The organism is Thermocrinis ruber (assembly GCF_000512735.1).
In the GTDB taxonomy this organism is placed as follows: domain Bacteria; phylum Aquificota; class Aquificia; order Aquificales; family Aquificaceae; genus Thermocrinis; species Thermocrinis ruber.
Genome location: NZ_CP007028.1, coordinates 610,481 through 623,249 on the forward strand (window position 1 = coordinate 610,481; position 12,769 = coordinate 623,249).

Below are 12,769 nucleotides of genomic sequence, written 5' to 3' on the forward strand. Positions count from 1 at the left end.
TTTCATGCTTTGCATAGACCTATCGGACAAAAAAGCCCTCATTACCGGCTCCACCCGAGGCATAGGAAGGGCCATAGCGGAGTATTTGGCTAAGGCGGGTGCCTTTGTGGTGATCACCGGCAGGGATGAGGAGAGGGCTCAGCAGGTTGCCAAATCTATCTCAGATAAAGCCATCGGCGTTGCCATGGACCTTTCGGACCCCGATTCTATAAGGTCTGCCTACGAAAGGATTGAAAAGGAAGTGGGTCCTATGGATATCCTCATCAACAACGCAGGCATTACAAAGGACAAGCTCTTTATAAGGATGTCTTTGGAAGACTGGGAGGAGGTGATTAAGGTAAACCTTACAGGGACCTTTTTGCTAACTTCCCTGGTGGTAAAGGGCATGCTGAAAAAACGCTGGGGAAGGATCATTAACATCTCCTCCGTGGTGGGCTTTATGGGTAATGTGGGTCAGGTTAATTACTCTGCCACCAAGTCTGCCCTTTTGGGCTTTACCAAGAGCTTGGCAAAGGAGCTGGCAAGCAGAAACATAACGGTCAACGCCATCGCACCCGGGTTCATAGAGACAGACATGACCGCAGTACTCTCGGAGGATCTAAAAAAGGAGTATCTTAAAAACATACCCTTGCAGAGGTTTGGAAAGCCGGAGGATGTGGCGGGTGTGGTAGCCTTCTTGTGCTCGTCCATGGCAGATTACATAACTGGGGAGGTCATACACGTAAACGGCGGAATGTTCTGATGTTTAAGTTTGAGGTTTTAAAGGCAGACGGAAAGGCAAGGAGGGGAAGGCTTTACACACCACATGGAGTTATAGAAACGCCCGTGTTTATGCCCGTGGGCACTCAGGGAACCGTGAAGGCTATGATCCACAAGCTTTTGGAAGATATTGGCACCCAAATAATCTTGGGAAACACCTACCACCTTTACCTGCGCCCTGGGCTTGAAGTGATAGAGAGCGCGGGAGGACTACACAACTTCATAGGCTGGAAAAAACCCATACTTACAGACAGTGGAGGCTTTCAGGTCTTTTCTCTCGCTAAGGATCGGCTGAAGGACGGAAGGTCCAAGGTGAAGGTGGAAGAAGACGGCGTGTACTTTAAAGACCATCTGGCAGGGGACACCCACTTTTTCACGCCCGAGTTTGTGATAAAGGCTCAGGAAATATTTGGCTCGGACATAATCATGCCCTTGGATGAGTGCGTGGAGTATCCTACCACCTATGCCTACGCCAAGTCTGCCTTAGAGAGGACGCTGAGGTGGCTTGACAGGTCCATAAAGGCAAAGACGAGGGAGGATCAGGTGCTCTTTGGCATAGTTCAGGGGGCTTTCTTTGAGGACCTAAGAAGAGAGTCCGCCTTGAGGACTATGGAGAGGGAACTTTTTGGGTATGCCATAGGGGGTCTATCGGTGGGAGAGCCAAAAGAAATTATGATAGAGATGGCACAGTTGGTTTGCGAGGAACTTCCTTGGGAAAAGCCACGCTACTTAATGGGAGTAGGTATGCCTGAGGATCTTTTGATGGCAATAGGAGTGGGCGTTGATATGTTTGACTGCGTGGCACCCACCCGTATGGCACGCACGGGGACCTTATTTACCTCCCAAGGAAAGTTGAACATAAGAAAGGAAATTTACAAAAAGGACTTTTCTCCACCGGACCCAGAGTGCGACTGTTATACCTGCCAGAACTTCTCTCGGGCTTATCTGAGGCACCTTTTCCACGCGGAAGAGATCTCCGCCTACATTTTAAACACTATCCACAATCTCCATTTCTACCACAGGCTTATGGAAGGTGCAAGAAAGGCAATAGAGGAGGGGAACTTTGACAGCTACAGAAAGGGTTGGCTGGAAAGGTTATCGGTGGCTGTGGGCTAAACTGCTACTGGTCATTTTTAGCCTACTGCTTTCCTTTTCCCAAGAGAGGCTTTCCGAAAACACCGCCTTAGCCCAGAGAAAGTTTTACAGTGGTTCCATAAACTTGGAAAATCGCAACTATGAAGATGCGATAAGAGATCTAACAAGTGCCTTTAACTTGGATAGAAACGGTTATTATGGAGAACTTGCTTATCTTTGGCTCGGAAGGGCATACGCTCTTCTTGCCTACTCAAAGGCTGACAAAAGGGGTCTTCTCTCCGCCATCGCCTTTTTGAACATGTATCCCTATTACTTTAAAAGGGCAAACTATATAGACCTTCAAAGAGAATTTCTGGGAGACGTATATCTACTCTTGGAAGAGTACTCCAAAGCCAAGGAGCTCTACCTTAGTCTATACAAAAACAGCTATCAGAAAAAGTATTTGGTGAAGTTTTTGTATGCGGATGCCTTGGAAGGAGGTACAAAGAACATAGAGCTTTTAGAGAACCTTAGGGTATCGGAGGAGGGTGTGGACCCCTCCATGCTTTCCCTCATAAGGGGGTATTACTTTTACAACCAGGGTAGGTTTAAAGAAGCCCTCTCTGAGCTGACACATGCAAGGGCTCAGAATAGAGACTTGGAAGAGGACCCTCATTTCTTATACAGGTTAGCCTTGTCTTATTACATGCTCCAAGACTGGAGAAACAGTCTCTTTTACTTTGAGCTACTGCGAAGGAAGGACTTATACAGGAGGTACGCAGACAAAAGTAGCTATTTCTTGCTTTTTATAAACCTGGACAACAAAAACTACTCGGAGGCTATGGAAAGATTGCAAGAGCTTATGAAAGATAGGGACCCACTAACTGACCTGACCCTAAGGCTTGCACTATCACAGCTCTGGTTTTATGAAGATTTCATTGATAAATACAAACTCAGTTGGTACAAACAGTTACTCTTGAAGATAGCCTGGATTGATTACGCCAAAAGCTACGGATTACCCTCCCTGCTGGGTGTCTATTATTACTCTTTAAAGGACAAAAAGCTTATGTACGTGGAGCTTTTGAAAAGGGCAAAGGTCTCAAGGGAGGGCTATTTAACGATGGAGGACATAAAAATAAACATGGAACCTTTTTATAAAAGCTTGGAGGCTCAATACAAGAGGCTAGACCCTTATGAAGATAAGGATTTTGAGTTTATTGAAGCCCTATACAAGGTCAATGAAAGGAACTTCCTAACCCTCTTTGACGCTTCCGCACTGCTGAGGGGTTCCCTTTACAGGGGCAAGCTGGATTATGTGGGGCTTTTGGATGTGGTTGGAGAACCCACAAAGAGCTTTCTAAGGGCGCAGGAATTTTTGCCAACAGGCAAGGAAAAGGAAGGAGTGGAGCTCTTGAGTAAGGTCAAGGACCAGCTTACTGGAGAGGATCACACTGAGGCACTCTTTCTCCTGGGCTTTTTCTCCGATAACAAAAAACTTCTTGAGACAGCTTTGCAAACCAAAGACTTAGAAAAATCCCAAAGGCTGAAGGGATACATACCCACCGCCCTTCTTGAGCTTGGAGATTATTACTACTCGCTGGGAAACTTCACAAAGGCTAAGGAATTTTACAAAGGCTATTTGGAGAGATCGGATGAAGAGGATAATCTATATTGGCTTACCGCCCTTAGGCTGGCAAGGCTGAGCGGTTTAACCAAGGATGAGGAAACACTCCAGTGGGTTGTCAAAAAAGCTGAAAAAACAGATAATATATTAGGTAGGCTTATAGTTAGCCTCTGGGGAGGATGATATGGATATTTTTAAGGGCATTGACAAGGTCCTGCCACACCTGAACTTTGCATGGAAAAGGCATAAGGTGATCCTGAGCAACATAGCCAACGCAGACACACCCAACTACAGGGCAAAGGACGTGGTCATGGAGGAAGAAAGCGTAGGCAAGCTAAAAATCACGAGGGAAAAGCATATAAGCCCCAAAAGTGGAGAGGTGTTTAGGGTAATAGAGATTCAAAGAAGGCTCGTGGGTAATGATTTTAACAATGTTAGTCTTGAGGAGGAGATGGCAAAGCTCACCCAAAACAGGATCGCTTACGAAGCATACATGAGGATGATAAGGGGTAGTGTGGATAAGCTAAACAACATAATAAAGGAGGGTAGGCAATGAACGATCTTTTCCGGGCCTTTAGCATATCCGCCAGCGGTATGTATGCCCAGAGGGTGAGGATGAACGTGATAGCTTCCAACTTGGCAAACTACGAATCTTACAGGGCAAACGGGGAACCCTTCAGAAAGCTGGAGGTTGTTTTTCAAGCCCTTGAGGATCCAAAAAATCTATCCAAGGGAGAGGTGCCCGTAAGGGTGGTGGAAATCCGAGAATCCAACGAGCCCTTTAGATTGGTCTACGACCCTACAAACCCAAGGGCAAACCAGGAAGGCTATGTACAAAAGCCCAACGTGGAGCTTGTAAAGGAAATGGTGGACATGATAACCGCAGTTAGAAGTTATGAGGCAAACCTAAACGCCTTTTCAGCCACCAAGGAAATAGCCCAGAGGACCTTAGAGCTATGGAGATAAGGCCTATAAATCTCACGATCAGCCCAGAGAGAGAAAAGATAAAGGCAAGCTCCTCCAGCTTTCTGGACGAACTTTCCAAGTTCATTCACTGGGTAAATCAGGAACAGCAGAAGGCTGAAGCTATAAAGGATGCGGTGCTAAAAGGTGCGGACATACCCCTGCATCAAATGGTGGTAGAGTTTGAAAAGGCGAGCATTGCCCTGAACCTGCTCATCCAGGTCAGGAACAAGCTGGTGGAAGCCTTCCAAGAGTTAAACAGGATGCAGGTTTAAGCTATGGCTTGGCAAGACACCCTGAACCAGTTGAAGGAAAAGTTTCTCTCCCTTAGCACTTCCCAAAAGGCTCTCGTTATTGGTGTGCCCCTTGCGGTTTTGACCCTACTTTCTTTACTCCTTTTCTACGCGGGAAAGCCCAACTATGTGGTCCTCTACGGAGGATTAAGCGGTGAGGATCTGAACGCAGTTCTTTTTGAGCTGGATAAAGAGGGCATTAAATACAAGCTGAGCCCAGATGGTTCCACCATCTTTGTGCCAGAGGACAAGGCAAGAGACCTGAGGCTAAAACTTGCTGCCAAGGGAATTCCAAGCAAAGGCATAGTAGGCTATGAAGTCTTTGATAAGGGAAGTTTTGGTGTCTCGGACTTTCAAAATCAGGTGAATTTCAAGCGGGCGGTGGAAGGAGAGTTGGCAAAAACCATAATGAGAATTGAAGGGGTGGATTACGCAAAGGTAAACATTGGCATGCCAGAAAAGTCCATATTCTTGAGGGAAGAGGACGAGCCCACTGCCAGCGTTTTAATAAGGTTAAAGCCCGGACATGAGCTGTCGCCCGAGCAGGTGAAGGCAATAAGGAACTTGGTTGCCCTGAGCGTCCCAAGACTGAGCCCAAAGAATGTGGTTGTGGTGGATGACAAAGGGCGAGACCTTACCGCATTGCTTGAAGAGGATGAGATTTTAAAGGATAAAGAACTCAAGCTAAAGGCGGAGTTTGAGAAGAACCTTTAGAGGAAGATCCAAAAGACCTTGGAGGAAGCCTTAGGCGTGGGCACCGTTAAGGTAAAGGTATCCGCAGACATAGACTTTACCAAGAGGGAACAAAAAGAAGAGATCTACGACCCGGACATGACGGCCATAGTCAGTCAGCAGAAGAAAAAGGAGAGAACATTTGGGGCGGTTGTTGGAGGAGTACCGGGTACGGGTGCCAATGTTCCACCGGGTACGGGTGCAGTGCAGGGTGCCGGAGGACCATTAACCTCAGAAAAGAGTGAAACCATAACCAACTACGAAGTTAGCAAGAAAGAGGTATATACCCAAGACCCTCTGATAAAGGTCAGAAGGTTGAACGTGGGTGTAATGATAGACAGCAACCTTAAAGGCGTAGATTTGGAAAAGGTAAAACAGATGGTTCAGGCATCCGCAGGCATAGACCCAAACAGGGGTGATGTACTGAGTGTGGTTTCTGTCCCCTTCAGGAAACCTGAGGCGGAAAAGCCACCCATTTCTTACGCAGAGTATATAAAGTGGGTTGCATTGCTTGTGTTTAGTTTGGTATCCTTTATAGCCCTTTTCATTGCCTTGAAGAAACTAAAGAAAAAGCCAGCCCCCACTGCTTACATACCACCCATTCCTACATCAGTTCCCTCTGGGCTTGAGGAATTGGCAGGGGTTGAAGAGATAAGGATAAAGGCAAAAGAAGTGGCAAGTATAGAAGCCATCTCCAAGTTGGCAAAGGAAGAACCCCAAAAGGTAGCCAAGATCATAAAAGCCTGGTTAAAGAGTAAAGGTTGATCATGGATGAACAACTTCTGTCCCAAGAGGAGATAAACCTACTACTAAAGACCCTTGGAAAGGAGGAGAAAAAACAGGTAAAAACTGACAAAGAGGTTCAGCCCTTTGACGTATCAGCTTTAGAGCGTATATACGCAGGAAGATTGCCAAGCTTGGAGTTTGTCTTTGAAAGATGGATCAGCGGTTTGAAGAGGGGGTTGGTTTCAGTGATAGTGGGTGTGCCAACAATAATAAAGGAGAGCGTAGGCTCTGTGAAATTCAGTGAACTTGTTTCAAGACTTCCCTTCCCATCTGCGGTGGGTTATTTCAACCTCCATCCTTTCAAAGGCAATTTTATGATCATCCTTGACCCGAAGCTAATATACATGGTCGTAAGCAATGTCTTTGGTGGTTCTGCCAAGCCTTACAAGATTGAGGGAAAGGAATTCACGAAGGTGGAGATGAGAATAATAGAAAGAATGCTTAGGGTTATGTATGCGGAGCTGGAAGAAGCCTGGCGAACTGTTATGAATGTGCAATTGATTCCCATAGGCATAGAAACAAACCCAGCTATACTCATGTTTGCAAGACCGAAAGAGAAATACATAGTTTTAAGACTTACGGTTAGTCTGGAAGGGGGAGACGGCTACATATTGCTTGCCATACCTCAGGAAGGAATAGAACCCTATAAGGAAATGCTAAAGGGTATCCTTGAAAGGAGTCCCGAGGATTATGAAAAGCTACTGAAGGCTATACTCGGAGTGCCTTTGCATATAAGTGTGAAACTTGGCTATACCAAAATCACCTTAGGAGAACTATACAACCTTAAAGTAGGAGATACAATAACCTTGGACAAGCCCACAAGAGAACCGGTGGAGATCTACGTGGAGGGGATTAAAAAGTTCTTGGGCGTGTTAGGCCATTCAAAGAACAAAAAAGCTTTTAAGATAATACAAGATGTCCAAGAATAAAGAGATCGCAGAAATATTCTCTAAGATGGCAGACATTATGGAATTTTTGGGGGAGAATCCTTACAGGATAAACGCTTACAGGAGGGTGGCGGAGGTCCTTTCTGAGTTAGGAGTGGATGTGGAGGAGTTGGTTAAAACTGGTAAGATATACCAGATACCCGGAATAGGAGAATCTTCTATAAGCAAAATATTGGAGTATCTAAGAACTGGGAAAATATCTAAATACGAGGAGCTGAAAAAGCAGGTGCCGGAGGATCTGCTTGAACTCCTTGATGTGCCTGGCATTGGTCCGAAAACCCTAAGGTTAGCCTACGAAAAGCTACATGTCAGAACTAAGGATGACTTTTTGAGGGCAGTCAGAAGTGGAATGCTTGCTACCTTGCCCGGTATAAGGGAGAAAAAATTACAGAACATAATGAGAGGGCTTGAACTGTATGAAAAGAGTAAAGAGCGTATGTCCCTTATAGAAGCTTATCAATTGGGCGAAAGGCTTTTGGAACATATGAAAAAAGTTGGGGAGCTTTACCAAAATATAGAACTGGCAGGAAGCCTAAGAAGGAAAAAGGAAACCGTTGGAGATATAGACCTCTTGGTTTCTGCGGATAAAAGGTTTTGGTCCACACTGCACGAGCACTTTACTAAATTTGATGAAGTTCAGGATGTTCTACTTAAAGGAGAAACAAAATCCAGTGTGATTTTAAAAAACGGAAAACAGGCGGATTTCAGGACTGTTGAACCCCATCAATGGGGCTCTGCCCTCCAATACTTCACTGGTTCAAAGGAGCACAATGTTAGGATAAGGGATATAGCAAAAGCTAAGGGATTAAAGTTGAGCGAATACGGCGTCTTTAGGGCAGACACAGAAGAGTGGTTGGGTGGAAGAACGGAAGAAGAGGTCTATGAACTTCTTGGTATGGATTGTCCTCCACCCGAGCTAAGGGAAAATGTGGGAGAGGTAGAGCTTGCCCTGGAGAGGAAGCTACCGAGGCTTGTGGAATGGGAAGACATAAAGGGTGATTTTCACATGCATACCAACTGGAGCGATGGGCTTGGTAGTATTGAGGAAATGGCGGAGACCGCCTACAGGCTGGGATTGCAGTACATCGTCATAGGAGACCATTCTCCCTCCGCAAGGGTAGCGAAGGGCTTAGACATACAAAGATACAGAGAACAGTGGAAGGTAATAGAGAGGTTAAACAGCTACTATAACAAGAAGGGCTTTTATATACTTAGGGGGTGCGAGGTGGATATACTTCCCGATGGCAGTTTGGACCTTCCCAATGAATTTTTAGAAGAGTTTGACTTTGTGGTAGCTTCCATACATACACGCTTTGGACAGGATAACACCTATAGAATTTTACGAGCAATAGAAAATCCCTATGTGAATTTAATAGGACATCCTACTGGGAAGGCTTACGGAAGCAGAGAGGGCTACCCTCTCGACATGGAACAGATAATAAACTTGGCAAAGGAGACAGGAACCGCGTTGGAGCTAAACACATTCAGGGCAGACCTCTCCCCAGAAATGGTTAGAAAGTGTGTTGAAAAGGGCGCGCTCGTTGCCATCGTAACCGACGCCCACGCACCGAGCCACCTAAGATATCTAAAGATTGGTTTAGGTTTGGCAAGAAGGGGATGGGCAAAGAAAGAGGACATTTTAAACACAAGAACTGTGGAGGAAATAAAGGAGTTTGTAAGGAGAAAAAGGTACAATAGATAAATATGCCACGCCATCAAAACACCAAAGAAAAAATTTTAGAATCCGCCCTCAAGCTGTTCTCGGAAAAGGGCATAAGGGAGACCACCATAAAGGATATTGCTAAAGATGTGGGCATAACAGAAGGTGCCATATACAGACACTTTGTTAGTAAAGATCAGATTGTTAGCACCCTCTTTTCCACGTATGCCGAAAGGCTGTATGAAGAGCTGATCTCGGTAGTTGAGGAAAAAACATTAATAGAAAACAGGTTTTTTAAGCTTGTGAAAACATTCTTAAACTTTTGCTTTGATAACCCACAAGCTTTTAAGTTCATAAACTTGTTCCACTATCTGAGGGCTGAGGAAGTAAAGAACTTTCAAAACCTCCCTAAAGACGCCCTGATGAAGTTCATGGATGAAGGTTTCAAGAAGGGAATTATCAAGGTCAGAAGGGAGTTGGCTTTAGCCATGGTGGTGGGCACTTTGGAAAGGACATTCCTTTTAGTGGAGGGTGGAATAATAGAAAGGGAGGCGGGCTTGGAGGAGGAGTTGGCAGAAGTCCTCTGGAAGGCAATTACTTACCAATAACGAGTATAGCACCTGGCCTTTTTATCCTTGGTGCCAAAATCTCCATTACCCTGAATTCATGAACCATGTTGGTGGTTTCCACATAGGCAAGGGACACATCAAGGGCTACCACTATGTCCATGTTCTGAGGACCAGCGGAGACAAGTATAGCCTTCCCCTCTGGCACTATGGGGGAGGTGTGAACTTCGCTGACTATTTTCTTTATCTGCTCTATCTCAAGGAGCCCTGTGTTGTGATAGACGCGGTTTAGCTTGAAGTAATCCTTTGGGTTCAAAAGAAGATGGTATGGACCAAAAAATCCGCTTTCACTGAGCTTTGCCACACCCAAAGAAACATCATTAAAGGCATTTCCCATCACATCCCAATCGCTCATTGAGATGCTTTGCCTTCCCTCCGCCGTCAAGAGCCCTTCTATGCCTAGCTTTTTGTTGCCGTGTATTATAAGGGTGTCTTCTGCCACTGCGGTGGCAAAGGCTGCGGCGGACGCGGTGGATGTATCTATGGGCAAGCTAAACTGCCTGCTGTATTCAAGGTCCCTCCAGCTTATGGAAAAAGGTTTGTAGATGGTAGGAAGAACTATGTGTATTCTTTTACCTACCCTAACTGGCTCGCAGGTTTGGGCTTCCTCTCCGGGTCTTACCTCACAGCTACCGGGCTCCACACCAAGAAACACATCGTAGGATATAACCTGATGCCCTGCACCTATTGGACCAACTACAGGCATAAACCTTCTGCAAACTAATGTATTTTTTGCTACCCTTATAACCGCCTCCTCTAAGGCGGACCACTCTTCCTGCGTAAGGGGTGATTGATCTCTACCCAGAAAGTCCATAGCGCACCTCCTTTTTGTTAAATTTTAACACTACCCTTCTTCCATCTCCTTCAAACAGAAACTCAATAATACAATCGCAAAGCTCTAGGTTCCTTGCCCACTCCACCACCACTATACCTTCTCCCACAAACTGCTCCACGTCAAAGTCCTCCACCCTGTACAGGTCTATGTGTATTAACCTTCCCCTTTGGGTGGGATACTCATTGACGATTGTAAAGGTGGGACTTCTAACCTGATAGCCCTCCCTTATTCCTAAACCCTCTGCCAAACCTTTTACGAAAGTGGTTTTGCCCGACCCCAGGTCTCCAAGTAGGCATATTACTTCATCCCCCTTTAGCCTTTTGGCAAACTCTTTTCCAAAGTTTATAGTCTCTTGTTCGTCCTTCAAAAAGATCTCATCCATCCTTACACTCCTTTATGCATTTGGCTATTTGAGAGAGGGCTATGTATGGGTTTTTTTCCTCTGTTTCCCACACAAATATACCCGCCCTGCTCAGGTTAAGCCTGGCGGTTTGATCTTCGGGATGCCACCCGCACACTACAATGTTCACTCCACTTTCTGCCAATATTTGAGATATCTCCCTTTCATCGCCGGAGATCTCCTTTAAAAGCTCCCTCTTTCCGTCGGAGAATATGGCCAAGTATTTGGTATTTTCAAAGTGGGAAGAAACCTTTTGCTCCTCGTCCAAAAGCACACCCACCCTTGGCTTCATTCCTCCCACCGGCTCGTAATGGATAAAGACCATCTCCAACTCAGGGATCTCCCTCTTTAGCCTTTCTTCCAAAGCATCCACCGTTTGATGGATGTGATGGAAGTTCCAACCCTCTACCGCTACTGTAATATCCGCAAAGAGCCTTCCGCCAGAGGACCTAACATAAAGATGTTTTATTTCCTTTATGTTTTCAAAATCCAGTATGATCTGCCTTATTCTCTCTAAGGTCTTTTCATCGGCAGAAACATCCAAAAGCACCGCAAACTCCCTTTTGAGTATGCTTATGGCAGTCCAAAGGATCAAAAGGCTCACAGCCATCGCAAAGTATCTGTCCAACTGGTACCCAAGCTTAGCACTTACAAAGCTCAAAAGCACCAAAGAGGAGCCAAAGGCATCCGTTAGGGTGTGATAGGAGTCCGCTATGAGGGCTGGAGAGTTGTACCTTTTGCCCGCCCACCTTTCCAGCATAGAAAGGCTAAGGGAGCCAAGGAGAGAAAAGACCACAACCCCCGCACCAATGCCCCAAAACTCCTCCTTTATCTCCACCCTTTGGGAAAAAGCCCTTTTTATTATCTCGTAGCTTGCCAAAAATAAAAAGAAGGAGATCACCACAGAGGCTAAGTTTTCCAGCTTGTAAAGCCCGTAGGGAAATCTCTCGTTCTTTTTGTTAGAGAACTTTATGGAGATGTATGTGATCACGGAGGCAAAGGAGTCCGAGAGGGAATGAACCGCTTCTCCGATCAGAGACAAACTACCGGATAAAACACCACCTACAAACTTGGCAAGAGACTGCAGTAGATTAACCAAAAGTGCGATTAAAGCCCAGTGTTCCTTGCTCATCGGTTGAAAGGAGACTTACAGCCCTGATAACTACCTCTACTTTCCATTTCCCTTTGGATAGCCTGAAGGACCTCCGATTTTTTCCTGTAGGTGCAATAATCTGGAGCGATGAGCCTGTCCTCCTCCACCTCTCCCGTTAGCCTGTGGATCACCACGTTGGGAGGCAGGATCTCTATTAGGTCCACCGCCCTTTTTGCATACTCCTGAAGGCTCAAAACCTCAAACTCTCCGTTCAGATACTGCTGTGCCATCTTGGTTCCTTTTATAACATGGAGCGGGTGTATTTTAACGCCGTCTATGGGTAGGGCGCACAGGAGCTTTCCAGTTTCTAACATATCCTCCTCATCCTCTCCGGGAAGTCCCAGTATCACGTGGGCACAGACCTTTAGGTTTCTCCTTTTGGTCCTCAGGACCGCATCCACAAAGTCCGAAACTCCGTGCGCCCTGTTGATCCTTCTGAGGGTAGTAAAGTTGGCAGACTGAAGCCCATACTCTACCCACACCTCTAAACCTTTTTGGGTGTAGCTTTCCAAAAGGTCCAACACCCACTCGGGGGCACAATCGGGTCTTGTTCCCACGTCAATCCCTACCACCTCGTCAAACTCTAAGGCGGTGTCGTAAATGCTCTTTAGGTAATCCCTCTCTCCGTAGGTGTTAGAGTAGGACTGATAATAAACAAAAAAGAGTATGTTTTTGCCGTACCTTTCCTTTGCCCGGAGGATACCCTCCTCTATCTGTTTTTTCAGTGGTACGCTGGGGCTGAGGTGGGCGGGTCTTGTGCCAGAAAAACAGTAGGTGCAACCTCCCACTGCCTTCGTGCCGTCTATGTTAGGACAAGTGAAGGGTAAGGCTACGGTGATCTTCTGAACCCTTTTGCCGTACTTTTCCTTTAAATAGTCCTTTAAGGAGTAGTAAGTGCTCTTTTCCTTGAGCATAAA

General features: G+C 45.9%; 15 protein-coding genes. 11 read left to right on the forward strand and 4 right to left on the reverse strand.

Annotation, left to right across the window (positions count from 1 at the left end):
- The first annotated feature begins 4 nt into the window (after nt 1-4).
- The 11 genes from fabG to THERU_RS03350 are packed head-to-tail and all read left to right on the forward strand — an operon-like array spanning nt 5 to nt 9,446.
- Nucleotides 5-742 carry a 3-oxoacyl-[acyl-carrier-protein] reductase gene (gene fabG, locus THERU_RS03305; protein WP_038532062.1) on the forward strand — a complete coding sequence of 246 codons (738 nt, stop codon included), beginning with the start codon at nt 5-7 and terminating at the stop codon, nt 740-742.
- A complete protein-coding gene (gene tgt, locus THERU_RS03310; RefSeq protein ID WP_025305857.1) occupies nt 742-1,875 on the forward strand; it encodes a tRNA guanosine(34) transglycosylase Tgt in 1,134 nt (377 codons plus the stop codon). The genes fabG and tgt overlap by 1 nt, the downstream gene beginning before the upstream one ends.
- Nucleotides 1,823-3,640, forward strand: a complete 1,818-nt coding sequence (locus tag THERU_RS03315; protein ID WP_025305858.1) for a tetratricopeptide repeat protein — start codon at nt 1,823-1,825, stop codon at nt 3,638-3,640. Before tgt ends, THERU_RS03315 begins: the two co-directional genes overlap by 53 nt.
- Before the next feature lies 1 nt (nt 3,641).
- Nucleotides 3,642-4,013 carry a flagellar basal body rod protein FlgB gene (gene flgB, locus THERU_RS03320; RefSeq protein WP_025305859.1) on the forward strand — a complete coding sequence of 124 codons (372 nt, stop codon included), beginning with the start codon at nt 3,642-3,644 and terminating at the stop codon, nt 4,011-4,013.
- Complete coding sequence (gene flgC / locus THERU_RS03325) at nt 4,010-4,423, forward strand: flagellar basal body rod protein FlgC (protein ID WP_025305860.1); 414 nt, start codon at nt 4,010-4,012, stop codon at nt 4,421-4,423. Before flgB ends, flgC begins: the two co-directional genes overlap by 4 nt.
- On the forward strand, nt 4,414-4,695 hold the full coding sequence (gene fliE, locus THERU_RS03330; RefSeq protein WP_025305861.1) for a flagellar hook-basal body complex protein FliE: 282 nt from the start codon (nt 4,414-4,416) through the stop codon (nt 4,693-4,695). The genes flgC and fliE overlap by 10 nt, the downstream gene beginning before the upstream one ends.
- Nucleotides 4,696-4,698: 3 nt before the next feature.
- Nucleotides 4,699-5,427, forward strand: coding sequence for a flagellar basal-body MS-ring/collar protein FliF (fliF, locus tag THERU_RS08680; RefSeq protein WP_245565850.1), 729 nt, complete (start codon nt 4,699-4,701; stop codon nt 5,425-5,427).
- An 18-nt stretch (nt 5,428-5,445) separates the two neighbouring features.
- Nucleotides 5,446-6,210 carry a flagellar M-ring protein FliF C-terminal domain-containing protein gene (locus THERU_RS08685; RefSeq protein ID WP_245565851.1) on the forward strand — a complete coding sequence of 255 codons (765 nt, stop codon included), beginning with the start codon at nt 5,446-5,448 and terminating at the stop codon, nt 6,208-6,210.
- A 2-nt stretch (nt 6,211-6,212) separates the two neighbouring features.
- Nucleotides 6,213-7,160, forward strand: coding sequence for a flagellar motor switch protein FliM (locus THERU_RS03340; protein ID WP_025305862.1), 948 nt, complete (start codon nt 6,213-6,215; stop codon nt 7,158-7,160).
- Nucleotides 7,147-8,880: a DNA polymerase/3'-5' exonuclease PolX gene (polX, locus tag THERU_RS03345; RefSeq protein ID WP_025305863.1), complete on the forward strand. Its 1,734-nt coding sequence runs from the start codon at nt 7,147-7,149 to the stop codon at nt 8,878-8,880. Before THERU_RS03340 ends, polX begins: the two co-directional genes overlap by 14 nt.
- A gap of 2 nt (nt 8,881-8,882) precedes the next feature.
- On the forward strand, nt 8,883-9,446 hold the full coding sequence (locus THERU_RS03350; protein WP_025305864.1) for a TetR/AcrR family transcriptional regulator: 564 nt from the start codon (nt 8,883-8,885) through the stop codon (nt 9,444-9,446).
- Here THERU_RS03350 and THERU_RS03355 read toward each other — a convergent pair.
- The 4 genes from THERU_RS03355 to mnmL are packed head-to-tail and all read right to left on the reverse strand — an operon-like array spanning nt 9,433 to nt 12,766.
- Entirely contained in the window at nt 9,433-10,278 is an 846-nt protein-coding gene (locus tag THERU_RS03355) for a family 1 encapsulin nanocompartment shell protein (RefSeq protein WP_025305865.1), read from the reverse strand. The two genes, THERU_RS03350 and THERU_RS03355, sit on opposite strands and share 14 nt — an antisense overlap.
- Nucleotides 10,262-10,681, reverse strand: coding sequence for a tRNA (adenosine(37)-N6)-threonylcarbamoyltransferase complex ATPase subunit type 1 TsaE (gene tsaE / locus THERU_RS03360; RefSeq protein ID WP_025305866.1), 420 nt, complete (start codon nt 10,679-10,681; stop codon nt 10,262-10,264). The genes THERU_RS03355 and tsaE overlap by 17 nt, the downstream gene beginning before the upstream one ends.
- Nucleotides 10,674-11,831 (reverse strand): cation diffusion facilitator family transporter, encoded by a 1,158-nt coding sequence (locus tag THERU_RS03365; RefSeq protein WP_025305867.1) that lies wholly within the window; start codon nt 11,829-11,831, stop codon nt 10,674-10,676. Before THERU_RS03365 ends, tsaE begins: the two co-directional genes overlap by 8 nt.
- Nucleotides 11,828-12,766, reverse strand: coding sequence for a tRNA modification radical SAM protein MnmL/YtqA (gene mnmL / locus THERU_RS03370; protein WP_025305868.1), 939 nt, complete (start codon nt 12,764-12,766; stop codon nt 11,828-11,830). Before mnmL ends, THERU_RS03365 begins: the two co-directional genes overlap by 4 nt.
- Nucleotides 12,767-12,769 lie beyond the last annotated feature (3 nt).

Coding starts and splice junctions, on each gene's coding strand:
- THERU_RS03340 (WP_025305862.1), top strand. CDS start 6,213: ATGGATGAACAACTTCTGTCCCAAGAGGAGATAAACCTACTACTAAAG.
- mnmL (WP_025305868.1), bottom strand. CDS start 12,766: ATGCTCAAGGAAAAGAGCACTTACTACTCCTTAAAGGACTATTTAAAG.
- fabG (WP_038532062.1), top strand. CDS start 5: ATGCTTTGCATAGACCTATCGGACAAAAAAGCCCTCATTACCGGCTCC.
- flgC (WP_025305860.1), top strand. CDS start 4,010: ATGAACGATCTTTTCCGGGCCTTTAGCATATCCGCCAGCGGTATGTAT.
- tgt (WP_025305857.1), top strand. CDS start 742: ATGTTTAAGTTTGAGGTTTTAAAGGCAGACGGAAAGGCAAGGAGGGGA.
- THERU_RS03350 (WP_025305864.1), top strand. CDS start 8,883: ATGCCACGCCATCAAAACACCAAAGAAAAAATTTTAGAATCCGCCCTC.
- THERU_RS03365 (WP_025305867.1), bottom strand. CDS start 11,831: ATGAGCAAGGAACACTGGGCTTTAATCGCACTTTTGGTTAATCTACTG.
- flgB (WP_025305859.1), top strand. CDS start 3,642: ATGGATATTTTTAAGGGCATTGACAAGGTCCTGCCACACCTGAACTTT.
- polX (WP_025305863.1), top strand. CDS start 7,147: ATGTCCAAGAATAAAGAGATCGCAGAAATATTCTCTAAGATGGCAGAC.
- fliE (WP_025305861.1), top strand. CDS start 4,414: ATGGAGATAAGGCCTATAAATCTCACGATCAGCCCAGAGAGAGAAAAG.
- fliF (WP_245565850.1), top strand. CDS start 4,699: ATGGCTTGGCAAGACACCCTGAACCAGTTGAAGGAAAAGTTTCTCTCC.
- tsaE (WP_025305866.1), bottom strand. CDS start 10,681: ATGGATGAGATCTTTTTGAAGGACGAACAAGAGACTATAAACTTTGGA.
- THERU_RS03355 (WP_025305865.1), bottom strand. CDS start 10,278: ATGGACTTTCTGGGTAGAGATCAATCACCCCTTACGCAGGAAGAGTGG.